This is a genomic window from Delftia sp. WSY_10, assembly GCF_043104705.1.
GTDB classification, from domain to species: domain Bacteria; phylum Pseudomonadota; class Gammaproteobacteria; order Burkholderiales; family Burkholderiaceae_C; genus Comamonas; species Comamonas tsuruhatensis.
Map to the genome: position 1 here is coordinate 250,201 of NZ_JBICKY010000012.1, position 16,807 is coordinate 267,007.

General features: G+C 65.2%; 19 protein-coding genes and 1 tRNA gene. 4 read left to right on the forward strand and 16 right to left on the reverse strand.

Annotated features, from left to right (window positions below; genetic code table 11):
- Positions 1-244: 244 nt before the first annotated feature.
- The gene (locus ACF8ML_RS03265; protein WP_017405521.1) at positions 245-550 is read left to right on the forward strand and encodes a hypothetical protein; all 306 of its coding nucleotides are present in this window, start codon (positions 245-247) and stop codon (positions 548-550) included.
- Positions 551-619: 69 nt separating this feature from the next.
- Here the strand turns inward: ACF8ML_RS03265 and ACF8ML_RS03270 are convergent.
- The 6 genes from ACF8ML_RS03270 to petA all read right to left on the reverse strand — a co-directional run bounded on the left by ACF8ML_RS03270 (position 620) and on the right by petA (position 4,951).
- A tRNA-Thr gene (locus ACF8ML_RS03270) sits at positions 620-695 on the reverse strand.
- A gap of 99 nt (positions 696-794) precedes the next feature.
- The gene (locus ACF8ML_RS03275; RefSeq protein WP_392406264.1) at positions 795-1,325 is read right to left on the reverse strand and encodes a ClpXP protease specificity-enhancing factor; all 531 of its coding nucleotides are present in this window, start codon (positions 1,323-1,325) and stop codon (positions 795-797) included.
- Positions 1,326-1,435: 110 nt separating this feature from the next.
- A complete protein-coding gene (locus ACF8ML_RS03280) occupies positions 1,436-2,047 on the reverse strand; it encodes a glutathione S-transferase N-terminal domain-containing protein (protein WP_012207298.1) in 612 nt (203 codons plus the stop codon).
- A gap of 104 nt (positions 2,048-2,151) precedes the next feature.
- Positions 2,152-2,907, reverse strand: a complete 756-nt coding sequence (locus ACF8ML_RS03285; RefSeq protein WP_016445599.1) for a cytochrome c1 — start codon at positions 2,905-2,907, stop codon at positions 2,152-2,154.
- Between the two features lie 17 nt (positions 2,908-2,924).
- On the reverse strand, positions 2,925-4,340 hold the full coding sequence (locus ACF8ML_RS03290; RefSeq protein ID WP_016451018.1) for a cytochrome bc complex cytochrome b subunit: 1,416 nt from the start codon (positions 4,338-4,340) through the stop codon (positions 2,925-2,927).
- A 14-nt stretch (positions 4,341-4,354) separates the two neighbouring features.
- Entirely contained in the window at positions 4,355-4,951 is a 597-nt protein-coding gene (gene petA, locus ACF8ML_RS03295; protein ID WP_016445597.1) for a ubiquinol-cytochrome c reductase iron-sulfur subunit, read from the reverse strand.
- 149 nt (positions 4,952-5,100) lie between these two features.
- Here petA and mscL point away from each other — a divergent pair, with 149 nt between their 5' ends.
- Positions 5,101-5,529 (forward strand): large conductance mechanosensitive channel protein MscL, encoded by a 429-nt coding sequence (mscL, locus tag ACF8ML_RS03300; RefSeq protein WP_012207302.1) that lies wholly within the window; start codon positions 5,101-5,103, stop codon positions 5,527-5,529.
- A 92-nt stretch (positions 5,530-5,621) separates the two neighbouring features.
- Here the strand turns inward: mscL and pdxA are convergent, their stop codons facing one another.
- The 3 genes from pdxA to ACF8ML_RS03315 form a co-directional block, all read right to left on the reverse strand.
- Positions 5,622-6,683: a 4-hydroxythreonine-4-phosphate dehydrogenase PdxA gene (pdxA, locus tag ACF8ML_RS03305; RefSeq protein ID WP_047326529.1), complete on the reverse strand. Its 1,062-nt coding sequence runs from the start codon at positions 6,681-6,683 to the stop codon at positions 5,622-5,624.
- A gap of 101 nt (positions 6,684-6,784) precedes the next feature.
- A complete protein-coding gene (locus ACF8ML_RS03310) occupies positions 6,785-7,546 on the reverse strand; it encodes a Nif3-like dinuclear metal center hexameric protein (protein ID WP_016445595.1) in 762 nt (253 codons plus the stop codon).
- Between the two features lie 73 nt (positions 7,547-7,619).
- Positions 7,620-8,945 carry an MFS transporter gene (locus ACF8ML_RS03315; protein WP_016445594.1) on the reverse strand — a complete coding sequence of 442 codons (1,326 nt, stop codon included), beginning with the start codon at positions 8,943-8,945 and terminating at the stop codon, positions 7,620-7,622.
- Between the two features lie 299 nt (positions 8,946-9,244).
- Between ACF8ML_RS03315 and ACF8ML_RS03320 the strand changes: the two genes are divergently transcribed.
- A complete protein-coding gene (locus tag ACF8ML_RS03320) occupies positions 9,245-10,396 on the forward strand; it encodes a S1C family serine protease (protein WP_034364763.1) in 1,152 nt (383 codons plus the stop codon).
- 71 nt (positions 10,397-10,467) lie between these two features.
- Here the strand turns inward: ACF8ML_RS03320 and ACF8ML_RS03325 are convergent, their stop codons facing one another.
- Complete coding sequence (locus ACF8ML_RS03325) at positions 10,468-11,370, reverse strand: D-hexose-6-phosphate mutarotase (protein ID WP_235434586.1); 903 nt, start codon at positions 11,368-11,370, stop codon at positions 10,468-10,470.
- An 85-nt stretch (positions 11,371-11,455) separates the two neighbouring features.
- On the opposite strand from ACF8ML_RS03325, the gene ACF8ML_RS03330 reads away from it, so the two are divergent.
- The gene (locus ACF8ML_RS03330) at positions 11,456-12,640 is read left to right on the forward strand and encodes a spherulation-specific family 4 protein (RefSeq protein ID WP_047326526.1); all 1,185 of its coding nucleotides are present in this window, start codon (positions 11,456-11,458) and stop codon (positions 12,638-12,640) included.
- Between the two features lie 85 nt (positions 12,641-12,725).
- Here the strand turns inward: ACF8ML_RS03330 and hisA are convergent, their stop codons facing one another.
- From hisA to ACF8ML_RS03360, 6 genes are all read right to left on the reverse strand, one after another.
- Complete coding sequence (gene hisA, locus ACF8ML_RS03335; RefSeq protein WP_016445590.1) at positions 12,726-13,466, reverse strand: 1-(5-phosphoribosyl)-5-[(5-phosphoribosylamino)methylideneamino]imidazole-4-carboxamide isomerase; 741 nt, start codon at positions 13,464-13,466, stop codon at positions 12,726-12,728.
- Positions 13,467-13,527: 61 nt separating this feature from the next.
- Complete coding sequence (gene hisH / locus ACF8ML_RS03340) at positions 13,528-14,196, reverse strand: imidazole glycerol phosphate synthase subunit HisH (protein WP_017405475.1); 669 nt, start codon at positions 14,194-14,196, stop codon at positions 13,528-13,530.
- Positions 14,197-14,277: 81 nt separating this feature from the next.
- A complete protein-coding gene (hisB, locus tag ACF8ML_RS03345; RefSeq protein ID WP_016445588.1) occupies positions 14,278-14,883 on the reverse strand; it encodes an imidazoleglycerol-phosphate dehydratase HisB in 606 nt (201 codons plus the stop codon).
- Positions 14,880-16,004 carry a histidinol-phosphate transaminase gene (gene hisC / locus ACF8ML_RS03350; RefSeq protein WP_016445587.1) on the reverse strand — a complete coding sequence of 375 codons (1,125 nt, stop codon included), beginning with the start codon at positions 16,002-16,004 and terminating at the stop codon, positions 14,880-14,882. The genes hisB and hisC overlap by 4 nt, the downstream gene beginning before the upstream one ends.
- A 53-nt stretch (positions 16,005-16,057) precedes the next feature.
- The gene (locus tag ACF8ML_RS03355; protein ID WP_017405473.1) at positions 16,058-16,495 is read right to left on the reverse strand and encodes a PIN domain-containing protein; all 438 of its coding nucleotides are present in this window, start codon (positions 16,493-16,495) and stop codon (positions 16,058-16,060) included.
- The gene (locus ACF8ML_RS03360; protein WP_174538854.1) at positions 16,492-16,797 is read right to left on the reverse strand and encodes a hypothetical protein; all 306 of its coding nucleotides are present in this window, start codon (positions 16,795-16,797) and stop codon (positions 16,492-16,494) included. Before ACF8ML_RS03360 ends, ACF8ML_RS03355 begins: the two co-directional genes overlap by 4 nt.
- Positions 16,798-16,807: the final 10 nt, after the last annotated feature.

Here is a 16,807-nt window from a genome sequence, read left to right on the forward strand (position 1 = left end):
ATTTCAGATGGGGCCGCTCCACCTGCCTGCAAGTACCCTGCTGGAGAACACATGCGGCCGGGCTGAAGCGAGAACCGAACAATTGATTCTAACTGTCTCTGTCCAACCCTCTTCCAGGCAGGCCGACGCATGCGGCAGCAGAGCCCTGAACCCGAATTCCCGGACCCGCGCCGCCCTGCAGATGCTGCTATAACGAGGGTCCCGGCTGGCGCATGCCTACGCTGCCTGACCAGCCTTCAAGCCCATGAACTTCACACGCCGCAATCACGCCGTCACCGCCCTGCACGCTGTCGAGAACTCGCCGACACTGGCCCGGCTCGCCCAGCTCACACGCGACTCCAGCAATCGCCTGACGGCCATCCTGCCCCTGGTGCCGCCGCTGCTGCGCGACAGCCTGCAGGCAGGCCCCATCGAGGGCAGCACCTGGTGCCTGCTGGTGCGCAACAACGCGGCAGCGGCCAAGATACGCCAGCTGCTGCCGGCCATGGCCGCCCACTTGCGCACCAAGGGCTGGGATGTGGCCGAGATCCGCCTCAAGGTCCAGGCCTGACCGGCCACTGAAGAGCGGCTGCTGAAATCGGGGCACGGAAATGAAAAAAGGCCTCCTGAGGAGACCTTCTGGTGCCGGTTGTCGGATTCGAACTGACGACCTACCGCTTACAAGGCGGGTGCTCTACCAACTGAGCTAAACCGGCGAAGCACGCATTCTAGCGCAGAAAAATGCTGCCTCGGACTTTCCCGATGGGGCCAAGCACGCTTGCGGGAGCAACGGCATGTGCGCCGATGCGAAAAACCTACTTGACCAGCTTCAGCGAAGGCCGCGTGCCCGAAGGCGGCGGCGTACGCGGGGGCTCTTCGTCATCACCTTCGCTGTGGATGCTCACCAGCTGCACCACGCGCTCGTCGGATGCAGGCTCGGCCGACACCTCAGCGGCGGCGTCCTGTGGCACAGGCTCATCGGACGCCTGCCCGGGCGAAACATCGTTGTCGGCTTCGGCCTCGGGCTCCGGCGCCGGGAAAGCCATGCCTTGCCCGGTCTCGCGTGCGTAGATGGCCATCACCTGCTCCACGGGCACCATGATTTCGCGGGGCTTGCCGCCAAAGCGGGCCGTGAAGCTGATGAAATCATTGCCCATCTGCAGGCCGCTGGTGGCGTCGTAGCTGACGTTGAGCACGATCTCGCCGTCGCGCACGAACTCGCGCGGCACCTGCACATTGCGGTCCACACGCACGGCGATGTGGGGCGTGAAGCCGTTGTCGGTGCACCACTCGTACAGTGCCCGGATCAGGTAGGGGCGGGTGGAAGTTGCTTCGGGGGCAGTCATGACGATCCCAGGAAATGAGTGGTCTGAGTGGTCGGAACACGAAAACGGGCAGGATGGCGACCGGTTGACCGCCTTCCCTGCCCGCGCAATCAGTCGTCAACCGATGCGAATTACTTGCGCATCACCTTCTCGGAAGGCGTCAGCGCTTCGATGTAGGCAGGGCGCGAGAAGATGCGCTCGGCGTACTTGAGCAGCGGGGCGGCGTTCTTGGACACCTCGATGCCGTAGTAGTCCAGGCGCCACAGCAGCGGGGCGATGGCCACGTCCAGCATGGAGAAGTTCTCGCCCAGCATGTACTTGTTCTTGAGGAACACGGGAGCCAGCTGCGTCAGGCGGTCGCGGATGTGGGCGCGGGCCTTCTCGATGGCCTTTTCGTTGCCCTTGACGTTGCGCTCCTCGAGCGTGCTCACGTGGACGAACAGTTCCTTTTCGAAATTCAGCAGGAACAGGCGCACGCGGGCGCGGTCCACCGGGTCGCCGGGCATCAGCTGGGGGTGCGGGAAGCGCTCGTCGATGTACTCGTTGATGATGTTCGATTCGTACAGGATCAGGTCGCGCTCGACCAGGATGGGCACCTGGCCGTACGGATTCATCACGCTGATGTCTTCAGGCTTGCTGAACAGGTCCACATCGCGGATCTCGAAGTCCATGCCTTTTTCGAACAGGACGAAGCGGCAACGGTGTGAAAAGGGGCAGGTCGTTCCCGAATAAAGCACCATCATGGTGGAGGCTCCTAAAAATCAAAAAGAGTGGGTCGCTCGCGGCGCCCACTCTGCACACAGTTCAGCCGCAGCAATTGCTTGCACGGCCTTCTGCAGTCACGGTTTTATTTGACGTCTTTCCAGAACGCGGCGTTGAGGCGCCATGCGATGAAGATGAAGACCGCCAGGAAAAGCAGCACACCCACGCCAATGCGGGTGCGGCTGTTCTGTGCCGGCTCACCCATCCATTGCAGGTAGTTCACCAGATCGCCAACTGCCTGATCGTACTGCACTGCGCTCATGCTGCCAGGAGAGACCTGCTCCCACCCCTTGAAAACCTGGGTCTTCACACCGTGCTCCTCGGCTTCTTCGAAGATGGCGCGGCGCTCGCCCTGCAGTTGCCACAGCGCATGGGGCATGCCCACGCTGGGGAAGGCCAGATTGTTCCAGCCCGTGGCCTTGGTGTCGTCGCGGTAGAAGGTGCGCAGGAAGGTGTAGAGGTAGTCGGCGCCCGTGCCGTTGTGGCCGGCACGCGAACGTGCGATCACCGTCAGGTCCGGAGGATTGGCGCCGAACCACTCCTTGGCTTCCTTGGGGTTGATGGCCGCCTTCATGGTCTCGCCGACCTTGTCGGTGGTGAAAAGCAGGTTGTCCTTGATTTCCTGCTCGGTCAGCCCGATGTCCTGCAGCCGGTTGAAGCGCATGAATGCGGCCGAGTGGCAGCTCAGGCAGTAGTTGACGAACAGCTTGGCGCCGTTTTGCAGCGATGCCGTGTCATTCGTCTTGCCCGGGGCCTTGTCCCAGGCGATGCCGCCTTCAGCAGCCTGTGCACCGGTCACGATGCCCAGGGCCGCGATCAACGTGAGAATCAGTTTCTTCATTGTTGTTCTCTCCAGCTTCAGTGCGGCTTGAACGTCACACGATCGGGAACGGGTTTGGTCTTGCCCAGACGGCTCCACCAGGGCATCAGCAGGAAGAAGCCGAAGTAGAACAGCGTTCCGACCTGGGACACGCGCTCGCCGATGGGCGAAGGCGGCTGCACGCCGAGATAGGCCAGGATCACGAAGTTGATCACGAAGATGCCGTAGAGATACTTGTGCCAGCTCGGGCGGTAGCGGATGGACTTGACCGGGCTGCAATCGAGCCAGGGCAGCGCGAACAGGATGATCACGGCACCGCCCATCACCACCACACCCCAGAACTTGGCATCGATGGACAGCATCATGGCGATGACACCCAGGGCCACGATGGCGACCACGCCCTTGACGGCGGCCGGCAGGCGCGACTTGAGCACGCCAAAGCCCGCGCCCAGCACCACGCAGGCGATGAGCACATACATCATCTCGCTGGTGATGGCACGCAGCATCGAGTAGAACGGCGTGAAGTACCAGACCGGCGCAATGTGCGAAGGCGTCTTCAGCGGATCGGCCGGGATGAAGTTGTTGTACTCCAGGAAGTAGCCGCCGAACTCGGGCGCGAAGAACACCACGGCCGAGAACAGGAACAGGAACACCGTCACGCCGAAGATGTCGTGCACCGTGTAGTAGGGATGGAAGGGAATGCCGTCCAGCGGATGGCCCTTGGCGTCCTTGGGCGCGTTGGGGCCCTTGATCTCGATGCCATCCGGGTTGTTGGAGCCCACATCGTGCAGCGCCAGCAAGTGGGCCACGACCAGGCCCAGCAGCACCAGGGGCACGGCGATCACGTGGAAGCTGAAGAAGCGGTTGAGCGTGGCATCGCCCACCACGTAGTCGCCACGGATCAGCAGCGCCAGGTCAGGGCCGATGAAGGGAATCGCCGAGAACAGGTTCACGATCACCTGGGCGCCCCAGTACGACATCTGGCCCCAGGGCAGCAGGTAGCCCATGAAGGCCTCGGCCATCAGCACCAGGAAGATGGCGCAGCCGAAGATCCAGACCAGTTCGCGCGGCTTGCGGTACGAACCGTACAGAAGACCGCGGAACATGTGCAGATAGACGACGACGAAGAAGGCCGACGCACCCGTGGAGTGCATGTAGCGGATCAACCAGCCCCAGGGCACATCGCGCATGATGTACTCCACCGAGGCGAACGCCTTCTCGGCGTCCGGCTTGTAGTGCATCACCAGGAAGATGCCGGTGACGATCTGGATCACCAGCACCAGCAGCGCCAGCGAGCCGAAGATGTACCAGAAGTTGAAATTCTTCGGAGCGTAGTACTCCGACATGTGCACGCGATAGGCGTCGAAAGCCGTGGGAAAACGGTTCTCAAACCAGTTCGTGAGCTTGGCGCCGGCGGGCGCATTCGGATCGATGTCCTTGAATTCGTGGGCCATTGTTCTTGTCTCCCTCAAGCCTTGTCTTCACCAATGAGGAGCTTGGTCTCCGACAGGTACATGTGCGGCGGCACCTGCAGGTTATCGGGAGCCGGCTTGTTCTTGAAGACACGGCCAGCCATGTCGAAGGTCGAGCCATGGCAGGGGCACAGGAAGCCGCCCTTCCAGTCGCTGGGCAGCGAGGGCTGGGCGCCCGGCTGGAACTTGTCGGAAGGCGAGCAGCCCAGATGCGTGCAGATGCCGACGACGACCAGCACTTCGGGCTTGATCGAGCGGGCCTCGTTCATCGCATAGGGCGGCGTGAACTCTTCAGGGTGGCGCTTGGATTGGGGATCGGCCAACTGGCTGTCCAGTTCGGGCAGCTCCTTGATCTGGTCAGGCGTGCGCTTGATGATCCAGACGGGCTTGCCGCGCCACTCGACCGTGAGCTTCTCGCCGTCCTTGAGGGCGGAGATATCGACCTCCACTGCAGCCCCGGCGGCTTTGGCCTTCTCGGATGGCTGGAAGGTGCTCACGAACGGGACGGCTGTCGCCACGCCGCCCACCGCACCAGCGCACGCCGACGTGATGATCCACGTCCGCTTGCTGGAGTCGATTGGAGTGTCACTCATGGGGTTCCTCGAACTACGTCGCTTGAGTTGGGGTCAACAATAAATTGTAGCGGGGCGAGTATGGTTATTCCATGCTGCTTGTGCCGTTGACAGGCTCCAAAGCCGCGCAATACTGCGCTATCTCAAACTCTTTCCAGATGGAGCCAGCCATGGGCATGATGCAGGAATTTCGTGAGTTCGCAGTTAAGGGAAACGTGGTAGATCTCGCCGTTGGCGTCATCATTGGTGGAGCGTTTGGCAAAATCGTCGATTCCGTGGTAAACGACCTGATCATGCCGGTCGTGGGCCTGGTTTTCGGCAAGCTGGACTTCTCCAATCTGTTCGTCGTGCTGGGCAGCGTACCCCCCGGAACGGCGATGACGCTCGATGCGCTCAAGAAGGCCGGCGTCCCCGTATTTGCCTATGGAAACTTCATCACGGTGGCAGTGAACTTCATCATCCTGGCCTTCATCATTTTCATGATGGTCAAGCAGATCAACCGCCTGCGCCGCGAGGCGCCGGCAGCCCCCGCTCCCGCGCCCGTCACCCCCGAAGACATCGTGCTGCTGCGCGAGATTCGCGACAGCCTCAAGCGCTGAAATCCGTGTTTTGACGCAAATCAAAACGCCCGTGGCATGGTTGCCACGGGCGTTTTCCATTACTGCGAATTCCCGATGCTTGGGCTAGCCATTCAAGCCGCCAATTTGCGCGCCATTCGCACGGCCTCAATCAGGCTTCCGGCCTCTGCAACACCCTGCCCCGCAATATCGAAAGCCGTGCCGTGGTCCGGGCTGGTGCGCACCAGCGGCAGCCCCAATGTGACATTCACGCCCTTTTCCACGCCCAGGTACTTCACGGGAATCAGTCCCTGGTCGTGGTACATGGCCAGCACCGCGTCGAACTCGCCGGGATGGCCAGGAGCATTGCGGGCGCGCATGAACACCGTATCGGGCGCAAAAGGTCCGTGGGCGTCCAGGCCCTCGGCGCGCGCCTGGGCGATGGCCGGGGCAATGATCTCCACCTCCTCGCTGCCGAACAGGCCGCCCTCGCCCGCATGCGGGTTCAGCCCTGCCACACCGATCCGCGGCGGGCGGCCCAGGCTGCGAGACAGGGCCTCATGCGTGATGCGCAAGGTCTGCAGCAGGTTGTCCTTCGTTACCGCATCGATCGCCTTGCGCAGCGAGGTATGGATGCTGACCAGCACCGTGCGCAGCTCATCGTTGGCCAGCATCATGCGCACCGGCATGCGGTCAAGGCCCACACCCGCATGCTGCGCAGCCTCGAACTGCAGCAGCTCGGTATGACCAGGAAAGTCCACGCCCGCAGCATGCAGCGCCTCTTTGTGCAGGGGCGCCGTCACCAGAGCCGCGATTTCGCCGCGCAAGGCAGCCCGCGCGGCCCAGACCACGCAGCGCGCGGCCGCGTCACCCGCGCTGGCGCTCACCTGCCCCCAGGGCGCAGGACCGGGCAGCCCGGGCAGCTCCAGCAAAGGGATGCAATGGGGCGGCACCTGCCACAGTTGCCCAGCCGACTCGATGACGGCCACGGGCATGGGAATGGCGTTGTCGCCATCGCGCGCACGCGCCGCCACGGCGGCTGCCCGGCGCAGCGTCTGCAACTCGCCGACGACGAAGCAGCCGCGCATCTGCTCGGGCGCGTCCATGAACGCCTTGGCAATGGTCTCGGGCCCCACCCCGGCAGAGTCGCCCTGGGTGATGGCCATCAAGGCCGTGGACTGTGTGGAATCAGGCATTTTCAGTATCCGGATCAGGCAAGCCGGGCATTCGCGCCGCGCTTGCAGCAAAAGGCCTCGCCCCCTGGGCGGGCCAATAGTGGGCCACTAACAGGCCAGCATCAGGCCGGATTGTCGATCTCGATGAAACGGTGCTCCAGCCCCAGCTCCAATGCCACCTGGCCCGCCAGGGCCGGCGCGCCGTAGCGCTCCGTGGCATGGTGGCCTGCCGCCAGGAAGGCCACGCCCGTCTCGCGCGCCAGGTGCGCCTGCGGCTCGGAAATCTCGCCCGTGATGAAGGCATCGGCCCCAGCGGCAATCGCGGCCTCGAAGAAACCTTGCGCGCCGCCCGTGCACCAGGCAATGCGGCGAATGGGGTGATTGGGGCGCAGGCGCTCTCCCCCCACGCAGACAGGCGTGCGCCCCAGCGCCTGCTCCACATGCCTGCCCAACGCAGCCGCATCGGCAAAATCCGCTGCCGCCATCCAGCCCAGGTTCTGCTCGCCAAACGTTGCCTGGCCCTCAAGCCCTAGCTGCACGCCCAACTGCGCGTTGTTGCCCCATTGCGGATGGGCATCCAGCGGCAGATGGTAGGCAAAGAGATTGATGTCGTGGGCCAGCAGCAGGCGGATGCGTTCCTTGAGCCAGCCCGTGATGCGGCCATCCATGCCGCGCCAGAACAGGCCGTGGTGCACGAAGATGGCATCGGCCTGCGCCTCGATGGCCGCCTCGATCAGCGCGCGGCTGGCCGTCACCCCGCTGACGATGCGGCGGATCTCGCCGCGCCCCTCCACCTGCAGGCCGTTGGGACCATAGTCCTTGAAGCGCTCGGGCTGCAGCAAACCGTCGAAGTGGGCCAGGAGTTCTTGTCGCGTGGTGCTCATGAAAGGATTGTCAGCGATCCATGCGGCGCCCAGGAAAAAGGGCAGCCATGCTGCCCTCATTCCACTGCCAAGCTCAGCCGCGCCTGGGTTGCCAACCACGGCAGGCCAGGGGCCAGAAGCCGATGGCCGCGCCCAGGATGCCCATGGCCGCCACATAGTGCGCAGGCGCCATCACATCAACCTGCTGCCACACGGACACCAGCATGGGCGTCATGCCGCCGAACACCGCATAGGCCATGTTGTATGCAAAGGACAGGCCCGTGAAACGCACCTCGGCCGGGAAAGCGCGCACGCCCACCACCGGCAGCAGCGCAATGCTGCCCACGAAAAAGCCCACCAGCGCATAGCTCCACACCAGCGAGGACGCCGTGCCCGGCAGGTTCAGATAGAACGCATAGGCCGTCACCGTCATGCCCAGCCAGCCCGTGACCATGGCCACACGCGTGCCCATCCGGTCGGACAGCCAGCCCCAGAACACGCAGCCCAGCGTCAGCGTCACCGTGGCCACGGCATTGGCCTTCATGGCCAGGGCCGCGTCGATGTGGAAGACCTTCTGCAGATAGGCCGGCGTGAACAGCACCACCACCACGATGGCCGTGGACAGCACCCAGGTCATCAGCGCCACCAGCACACAGGCCTGACGATGGTCGCGCACGATGGTCTTGAGCGGCAGCTCGCGGTCGGCCTGCTTGCGCGCCATCAGCTCCTGGAAGATGGGTGTCTCGTGCAGGAACTTGCGCAGGTAGACCGACACCAGGCCGAACACGCCGCCCAGGATGAAGGGCATGCGCCAGGCCCAGTCATGGATCTCCTCGGCGCTGTAGGTGCTGTTGAGCCAGACACCAATGATGGAGCCCAGGAAAATGCCGCCCGTGATGCCCGAAGTCAGCGAGCCGATGGCAAAGCCGTAGTGGCGCGCCGGCGCATGCTCGGCCACGAAGACCCAGGCGCCCGGCATCTCGCCGCCAATGGCCGCGCCCTGCAGCACGCGCATGGCCAGCAGCAAAATCGGCGCGGCAATGCCGATGGAGGCATAGGTGGGAAGCAGGCCGATCACCAGCGTGGGCACGGCCATCAGGAAGATGGACAGCGTGAACATCTTCTTGCGGCCCAGGATGTCGCCAAAGTGCGCAATCAGAATGCCGCCGATGGGCCGGGCCAGGTAGCCCGCCGCAAAAATGCCCAGCGTCTGCAGCTGGCGCAGCCAGTCCGGCATCTCGGCCGGGAAGAACAGCTTGCCGATGACATTGGCGAAGAAAACGAAAACGACGAAGTCGTAGAACTCCAGGGTGCCACCCAGGGCCGACAGGCCCAGGGTCTTGTAGTCCTGTCGGTTGAGAGGACGTGCGGTCGCAACAGCAGGGGCCATGCCCGGCTGCGCTTGGTCAAGCGTAGTCATGGTTTTTTTCCAGGGATCGAACAGCAGGACGGCGCGGTGGATGCCACGGCAACGGATGGGCGTGCGGCGGCAGATCGTTCTGCAAGACTTCGGGATCGGAGGACTTGGCTCTCTCTTGGGGCCGGCTTGTGGGCCAGCGCAACAGCGAACGCGGCGTGGCGCAGTCGTCCGGGGATTCTAGGGTTTGTACTGTAGCTGTGTGGGGAGCGCGGCTTTGGTGCTCGCCCGCCGGCCCACCGCCCCGCTCACGACATGCCTCACAATGGGGCCTTGTCCTCCCGCACAGAACACCACACTTCATGAAACGCACCTGGCTGCTGTTTTCGCAGGCGGTCACCATCCTGGTGGCTGCCTACTTCGTCGTTGCCACCCTGCAGCCGGACTGGCTGCGCCGCGGCGCCGTGCGCAGCAACGCGGGCATTGCGTTGCTGGAGGCGCCGGCCACGCCCGTCGGAGAAGTCAGCCCGGGCAGCTTTGCACCTGCGGCCAAGAAGGCAGCGCCGGCCGTGGTGAGCATCAACACCAGCAAGGCGGTACGGCATCCGCGCAGCAACGATCCGTGGTTCCAGTTCTTCTTCGGCGACCAGGGCACGCAGGAGCAGGCAGGCCTGGGCAGCGGCGTGATCATCAGCCCGGACGGCTACATCCTGACCAACAACCACGTGGTCGAGGGCGCCGATGACATCGAGGTCACGCTGACCGACAGCCGCCAGGCCAAGGCCCAGGTGATCGGTACCGATCCCGAGACCGACCTGGCCGTGCTCAAGATCGCCCTGGACAAGCTGCCCGTCATCGTTCTGGGCAATTCCGACCAGATCGACGTGGGCGACCGCGTGCTGGCCATCGGCAACCCCTTCGGCGTGGGCCAGACGGTGACCAGCGGCATCGTCAGTGCCCTGGGCCGCAGCCAGCTGGGCATCAATACCTTCGAGAACTTCATCCAGACCGATGCGGCCATCAACCCCGGCAATTCGGGCGGCGCGCTGGTGGATGCCAGCGGCAATCTGCTGGGCATCAATACCGCCATCTATTCGCGCTCGGGCGGCAGCATGGGCATCGGCTTTGCGATTCCCGTGTCCACGGCCAAGCTGGTGCTGGACGGCATCGTCAAGGACGGCCGCGTGGTGCGCGGCTGGATCGGCGTGGAGCCCAATGAGCTGTCGCCGGAGCTGGCAGAGACCTTTGGCGTGAAGGCCGACTCCGGCGTGATCATCACCGGCGTGCTGCAGGCAGGCCCCGCTGCCCAGGCCGGCATGCGCCCGGGCGATGTGATCGTGCAGGTGGGCGACAAGCCCATCCGCAATGTGTCCGAGCTGCTGACCGCCGTGGCCGCGCTCAAGCCCGGCGAGGCCGCGAAATTCGATGTGCGCCGGGGCGAAGGCCCCGTGGAGCTGCAGATCACCCCGGGCCTGCGCCCTTCGCAGTCGGCACAGCGCATGCAGCGCCGCTGACCCGGCCCCCCGCCCCAACGAAAAAAGCGCCTGTTCACAGGCGCTTTTTCCATTGCAGGGCCGGTGCTGAGCTACAGCTTGTGCAGGCGCTGGGCCGCGCGCCATTGCGCGCCGGGCGCCACATGCACGGGCGCATCGATGGCGGCGGCCTCCACGCACAGCATCTGCCGCCACCCCTGCGGCGGCATGTCGGGCAGACGTTCACACAGCGCGGGGCCGGGGTTCCAGACCACGGTCTCGGTCCAGGCGGCATCCTGCGAGATCCGCAAGCCGCCGCCAGGTGCGGCCAGCTCCATGGCGTTCCCGGGCCGGGGGTAGACGCGATCGAGCTCTTCGCCAAAGCGCACGTCACCGTGCTGCGTGGGATGGGTGTCGGCCACGGCATCCCAGTAAGGCAGGCCGTCAAGGCCTTGCAGCCGGCATTGCTCCACGTCCGCCACGCGCAGGTAGCTGTGCAAGGCGGCAGTGAAAGCCAAAGGCGTGTCGCCCCGGTTGTGCACTACCAGCTCCACGTCAAGCCGGCCGGGCAACAGCGTCACCTCCAGCCAGGTCTCGAAGGAAGGCGGCCAGACGGCGCGCGTCTGCGGCGTGTCGGCGAGCCTGAGCCGCAGGAACAAGCCATCGCCGGCAAGAACCTCGGCCTGTGCTGCATCAGCCTGCCACGGCAGGGTGCGCGCAAAGCCGTGCTTGACCAGCGGGCCGCGTTGGTTGAACTGGGGAAAGCAGACCGGAATGCCGCCGCGTATGGGTGTGTGGCCGTCATGGGCCGCATGAGGGCTCAGGAACAGTTGCTCCTCGCCACCTGCCTGCCAGGACAGCAGTTGCGCCCCCTGCAAGGCCACCAGGGCAGCATCGCCGCAGGCCAGGCGCAGGCGGATGGCGGGCAGGCCCTGCCATGCATCAGCGCAGGCGCCGGGAGCTTGCGCGGCCGCAGGTAAAGCTGTTACTGCGGGAAAGGAAGATGTAACTTTCATGCTTGAATATAGCCTTTCCCCCGCCCAGCCTTCCTCTGTCATGCAACGCTCCCACGCTCCCTCTCCTCTTGTCCTGCGACTCGGCATGCTCGCCCTGGCCGCCTCCTTGGCTTCCTGCGGCGGAGGCGGTGGTGGTGACAGCAGCGCTGGCGGCGGCACCGGGGGCGATGGCGGCGGCACCGGCCAGCCCGGAGTGACCTCGGTCACCGTGCAATGGACGGCCCCGGCCGCCAGGGATGTGGTGACTGCAGGCTCGGCACTGACCCTGCGCGCAGGTGTTCTCGCAGATGGCGTGAATGCCGCCGATGGAACCGTGGTGAGCTTCAGCGCAGCCACAGGCGTCAGCACCTCGGCGCTGACCAGCTCCGGCGTGGCAACTGCCTCCCTGACCGGCGCCACGCCGGGCCGCCAGCAGGTGCAGGCCAGCGCCACCGTGGGAAGCCGCACGGGCAGCGCTTCGCAGACCTTCTATCTGCGCCCGGCTCCTGCGCCGCTGCGGGTGCTGGTGCCTGCGTATTTCTATCCCACGGGCGCGGGGGCCACGGCCTGGAATGCGCTGACGGCCAGCGCACAGGCGAATCCGAACGTGCAGATGACGGCCATCCTGAACCCGGCCAACGGCATTTTCAGTGGCCCGGATGCGAACATCACGCGCGCCGCAACCGCTTTTGCCAACGCCGGCGGGCAGTTGGTGGGCTATGTGAGCTCCAGCTATGGCACGGGCACGCGATCGCTGGCCAGCATCCAGGCCAATATCGACAACTATTTCACGCACTACGGCGCAGGCCTGGTCAAGGGCTTCTTCATTGACGAGATGGCGGCCACCGCCAACCGGCTGGACTTCTACCGCAGCATCTACCAGTACATCAAGGCCAAGAATCCCGACCTGATCGTGATCGGCAATCCGGGCCTCGTGCCCGTGGCCGGTTATGCCGATGTGGCCGATGTGCTGACCACGTTCGAGGGCAAGGGCTCCACGTACGCCACCTACGATCCGCGCACGACCAGTTTCGATTGGCTGTACGGGCTGGCCAATAGCCACCAGGCCTCGCTGGTGCACAACGTGTCGGGCTGCGCGGCCATGCAGACGGCCGTGCAGTCGGCCGCCTCGGCACGCTACCAGGCGGGATGGATCTATGTGACCCAGCTGGAGTTCGAGCCCAGCACCGGCGTGGGCAACCCCTGGGCCGGGCTGCCGAATTACTGGGATGCCTTTGTGCAGACCGTGCGCGCCACCAATGCCGGGCAAGCCCTTCCCGCCTGCTCGTAGAGGCCGCTTGAAACCCCGGCGCTGAATGCAGCGCGGGCGCCTGTCAGGGACAGGCGCCCGCGAATATCGAGAAGGCGCAGGCCGCTCAGGCCGTGAGTTCGTCGGCGCGAGCCTGCGCTGCGGCGAAGTCGAGATCGCCCGAGTAGATGGCGCGACCGCAGATCACGCCCTCGATGCCTTCGTCCTCGACCTTGCACAGCGCCTCGATGTCGGCCATGCCCGCCAGGCCACCCGAGGCGATGACGGGGATCTTCAGCGATTGGGCAAGATTGACGGTGGCATCGATGTTGATGCCCGTGAGCATGCCGTCGCGGCCGATGTCGGTGTAGATGATGGACTCCACGCCCCAGTCCTCGAAGCGCTTGGCCACCGAATGCACGTCCTGGCCCGTGAGCTTGCTCCAGCCGTCGATGGCGACCTTGCCGTCCTTGGCGTCGAGCCCGACGATCACATGGCCGCCGAAGGCGCTGCAGGCGTCCTGCAGAAAGCCGGGGTTCTTCACGGCAGCGGTGCCGATGATCACGTAGCTGATGCCGGCATCTATGTATTTCTCGATGGTGTCCAGATCGCGGATGCCTCCGCCGAGCTGCACCGGAATCCGGCCGTCCACCTCTTTGAGGATGGCCTTGATGGCCGCAAGGTTCTTGGGCTGGCCCGCAAACGCGCCATTGAGGTCCACCAGGTGCAGGCGGCGCGCGCCGGCGTCGAGCCAGCGGCGGGCGATGATGGCCGGGTCTTCGCCGAACGTGGTCGACTGGTCCATATCACCCTGGATGAGGCGTACGCAGTGGCCGTCCTTGAGGTCGATGGCAGGAATGAGCAGCATGATGGTTTGCGAGCAATGAAGGCCTGGGATTCAGCGGCCGGTGCGGGGAAGAAAAGGGGATTCAGGGCTTCCAGCCCAGAAAGTTGCGGAACAGGGCCAGGCCCTGGTCAGCGCTTTTTTCGGGGTGAAACTGCGTGGCGAAAATATTATCGCGCGCGATGGCGCAGGCAAAGCGCCCGCCGTAGTCGGCCTGCGCAGCGCAATGCTGCGGCTGCTGCACCACGGCATAGAAACTGTGCACGAAGTAGTAGAAACTGTCTTCGGGAATTCCACGCCACAGCGGGTGGGCATGGCCGGCGTTGTGCGTCTGGTGCACGCGGTTCCAGCCCATCTGCGGAACCTTGAAGCGGCTGCCATCGGCCTGGGTGCGGCCCGCCAGATCGAACTTGCGCACGTTGCCGGGGATGAGGCCCAGGCCGGGCACGTCACCCTCGTCGCTGTGGTCCAGCAGCATCTGCATGCCCACGCAGACGCCGAACAGGGGCTTGTTGGCAGCGGCATGCAGCACGGCTTCCTGCAGGCCGGATTCGCGCAGCTCGCGCATGCAGTCGGGCATGGCGCCCTGGCCCGGCAGCACGACGCGGTCGGCGGCCAGGACCACCTCGGGATCGGAGGTCACCACGACCTGCCAGCCGGAATCGGCGGCGGCCGTGCGCACGGCCTGTGAAACCGAGCGCAGATTGCCCATGCCGTAATCGACGACGGCGACGGTGTTGTCAGTCAAACTCATAGCGTGTGGCGCGTGTTCTGTCGGATTTTCGGCGGGATTGCCCGGTCAGATCAAGTTCTGGCCGATGCCAATCGCTTCTCTTTACAGAGCGCCCTTGGTCGAGGGGATGACGCCGGCCATGCGCTCGTCATGCTCCAGCGCAAAGCGCAGGGCGCGTGCGAAGGCCTTGAAGATGGTCTCGCACTGGTGGTGGGCATTGAAGCCCTTGAGGTTGTCGATGTGCAGGGTCACGCCCGCATGGTTGACGAAGCCCTGGAAGAATTCGTAGACCAGCTGGGTGTCGAGCTGGCCGATGCTGCCGGCCGTGAATTTCACGTCCATGTGCAGCCCGGGACGGCCCGAGAAATCGATGACCACGCGGCTCAGGGCCTCGTCCAGCGGCACATAGGCGTGGCCGTAGCGGCGGATGCCCTTCTTGTCGCCCACGGCCTTGGCAAAGGCTTGGCCCAGGGTGATGCCGATGTCCTCCACCGTGTGGTGGCCGTCGATGTGCAGGTCGCCCTCGCACTCGATGTCCAGGTCGATCAGGCCATGGCGCGCGATCTGGTCGAGCATGTGGTCCAGAAAGCCGATGCCCGAGTGCAGGCTGGCCTTGCCCGTGCCGTCCAGGTTGATGGCGACCTTGATCCGGGTCTCGGCGGTGTTGCGCTGCACTTCGGCGGTGCGTGCGGGGACTGCATTGCTCATAGGGATTCCTTCAGGGCCGCCAGCATCTGGGCGTTTTCTTCGTGGGTGCCCACGGTCAGGCGCAGGCAATTGGCCAGCAGCGGGTGCATGGCACTGACGTTCTTCACCAGCACGCCCCGGGCCTTCATCTCGGCCTGGGCACGCGCGGCATCGCGCACGCGCAGCAAGACCATGTTGGCCTCGGATGGCCAAGTCTTTTCCACACCCGGCAGCGCGGTCAGCGCGTCGATCAGCGGCTGGCGCTCGGCGCGGATGGCCACGGCCTGCTGCGCATACAGCGCCTCGTGCTCCAGCGCGAAGATGGCCGTCTCGCAGTTGAGCACGCTGATGTTGTAGGGCGGGCGCACCTTGTCGATCTCGCCGACGATGGCGGCCGGGCCGATCAGATAGCCCAGGCGCGCGCCGGCCAGGCCGAACTTGCTGAGCGTGCGCATCAGCAGCACATGGGCGTTGCGGGCCGGGTCGGCGCGCATGTTCTCTGCCCAGCTGCGGCGGGCGAAGGGCTGGTAGGCCTCGTCCATGACGACCAGGCCGCCGATGGCGCCGACCGCGTCGATCACGGCCTGCACATCGGCCTCGGCCCAGAGCGTGGCCGTGGGATTGTTGGGATAGGCGATATAGGTGATGGCGGGGCGGTGCTCGGCAATGGCGGCGCGCATGGCGGGCACGTCCAGCTCGAAGTCGGCCGTCAGGTCGACCCCCACAAAGTCCAGGCCCTGCAGCCTGGCGCTCATGGGATACATGACGAAGCCCGGCATGGGCGCCAGCATGGTGGCGCGGCCCTCGGCGTGGGGCTGGGCACAGGCCAGGGCCAGCAGCGTGATGATCTCGTCCGAGCCATTGCCCAGCAGCACGGCGCTGCCGGCCGGCGCCTGCGCGTAGCGGGCCAGCATGTCCTTGAGCACTTCCTGGCGCTCGCCAGGGTAGCGGTTGATCTCCAGCCGGCCCAGGCGCTCGCCCAGCGCGGCCTGCAGCTCGGGTGGCAGTCGGAAGGGGTTCTCCATCGTGTCCATCTTGAGCAGGCCTTGCGAGGGCTGCACATGGTAGGCATGCATGGAGCGGACATCGGCGCGGATGCGCTCCAGGGCCAGGGCCTGAACCTGCGGAATGGAAGCTGTCATGGCATGCACACTTTCACGAGTCAGTGGGGGAAGAAATCCATCAGCGAAGCCGCTCAGGCCTGCTGCTGCGGCGGCACCTGGTGCAGCGGGTGCACCATGGCGACGCCGCCAAACTGGGCGCCGTGCGGCAGGTGCAGGGTCAGCATCTGCTCGCAGCCGCTGTGCTGGGCGCAGGCCACGGCCAGGCAGTCGCCAAAGGCCAGCTGGTGGCGCGATTGCACGGCCCAGGCGGTCTCCAGCGTGGCGGCATCGGTCTTCCAGGGCGTCCAGGTCTGGTAGCGGCGGATGGCGGCGCGCGCATCGCCCTGCGGCAAAGGCTGGGCGGCCGTGGTGACCTGTTCATAGAACTCGCACAGCGACTGACTGCCGGTGCGCCCGCTGCGCGTGCGCCACAGCAGGTCCAGCCACTGCAGCACGGCGGCATGCAAGGCGCCCTGCCCCGTGTCTTCGGCAGCGACCAGCACGGAGGTATCGACGAAGACGGTGTTCATGCCTGGCCCTCGCGGCGCAGCGCGGCACTGCGCTGGGCGGGCTGCGTGGATGACGGCTGGCCGCCGTCCCAGCCGCGCTCGTCGGTGCGCCAGGCCAAGTAGGCGCGCTCGTAGGCGTCCTCGCGGCGCTGCATCTCGGCCATGAAGTCGCCCACCATGCGCGAGACGCTGGTGCCGCGGCGCGCGGCCTCGATGCGCGCCCATTCGAGCACGCTGTCTTCGACGGTGATGGTGAGGTTCTTCACAGGGTGCAAGTCTACACGAAATTCGTGCTCCACTGATTTCGTGTCGATTCTTGACATACTTGTTCTA

What these genes read in the sequence shown, in the direction of transcription:
- ACF8ML_RS03265 (WP_017405521.1), top strand. Translation starts at nt 245, where the DNA reads ATGAACTTCACACGCCGCAATCACGCCGTCACCGCCCTGCACGCTGTC.
- ACF8ML_RS03275 (WP_392406264.1), bottom strand. Translation starts at nt 1,325, where the DNA reads ATGACTGCCCCCGAAGCAACTTCCACCCGCCCCTACCTGATCCGGGCA.
- ACF8ML_RS03280 (WP_012207298.1), bottom strand. Translation starts at nt 2,047, where the DNA reads ATGATGGTGCTTTATTCGGGAACGACCTGCCCCTTTTCACACCGTTGC.
- ACF8ML_RS03285 (WP_016445599.1), bottom strand. Translation starts at nt 2,907, where the DNA reads ATGAAGAAACTGATTCTCACGTTGATCGCGGCCCTGGGCATCGTGACC.
- ACF8ML_RS03290 (WP_016451018.1), bottom strand. Translation starts at nt 4,340, where the DNA reads ATGGCCCACGAATTCAAGGACATCGATCCGAATGCGCCCGCCGGCGCC.
- petA (WP_016445597.1), bottom strand. Translation starts at nt 4,951, where the DNA reads ATGAGTGACACTCCAATCGACTCCAGCAAGCGGACGTGGATCATCACG.
- mscL (WP_012207302.1), top strand. Translation starts at nt 5,101, where the DNA reads ATGGGCATGATGCAGGAATTTCGTGAGTTCGCAGTTAAGGGAAACGTG.
- pdxA (WP_047326529.1), bottom strand. Translation starts at nt 6,683, where the DNA reads ATGCCTGATTCCACACAGTCCACGGCCTTGATGGCCATCACCCAGGGC.
- ACF8ML_RS03310 (WP_016445595.1), bottom strand. Translation starts at nt 7,546, where the DNA reads ATGAGCACCACGCGACAAGAACTCCTGGCCCACTTCGACGGTTTGCTG.
- ACF8ML_RS03315 (WP_016445594.1), bottom strand. Translation starts at nt 8,945, where the DNA reads ATGACTACGCTTGACCAAGCGCAGCCGGGCATGGCCCCTGCTGTTGCG.
- ACF8ML_RS03320 (WP_034364763.1), top strand. Translation starts at nt 9,245, where the DNA reads ATGAAACGCACCTGGCTGCTGTTTTCGCAGGCGGTCACCATCCTGGTG.
- ACF8ML_RS03325 (WP_235434586.1), bottom strand. Translation starts at nt 11,370, where the DNA reads ATGAAAGTTACATCTTCCTTTCCCGCAGTAACAGCTTTACCTGCGGCC.
- ACF8ML_RS03330 (WP_047326526.1), top strand. Translation starts at nt 11,456, where the DNA reads ATGCTCGCCCTGGCCGCCTCCTTGGCTTCCTGCGGCGGAGGCGGTGGT.
- hisA (WP_016445590.1), bottom strand. Translation starts at nt 13,466, where the DNA reads ATGCTGCTCATTCCTGCCATCGACCTCAAGGACGGCCACTGCGTACGC.
- hisH (WP_017405475.1), bottom strand. Translation starts at nt 14,196, where the DNA reads ATGAGTTTGACTGACAACACCGTCGCCGTCGTCGATTACGGCATGGGC.
- hisB (WP_016445588.1), bottom strand. Translation starts at nt 14,883, where the DNA reads ATGAGCAATGCAGTCCCCGCACGCACCGCCGAAGTGCAGCGCAACACC.
- hisC (WP_016445587.1), bottom strand. Translation starts at nt 16,004, where the DNA reads ATGACAGCTTCCATTCCGCAGGTTCAGGCCCTGGCCCTGGAGCGCATC.
- ACF8ML_RS03355 (WP_017405473.1), bottom strand. Translation starts at nt 16,495, where the DNA reads ATGAACACCGTCTTCGTCGATACCTCCGTGCTGGTCGCTGCCGAAGAC.
- ACF8ML_RS03360 (WP_174538854.1), bottom strand. Translation starts at nt 16,797, where the DNA reads ATGTCAAGAATCGACACGAAATCAGTGGAGCACGAATTTCGTGTAGAC.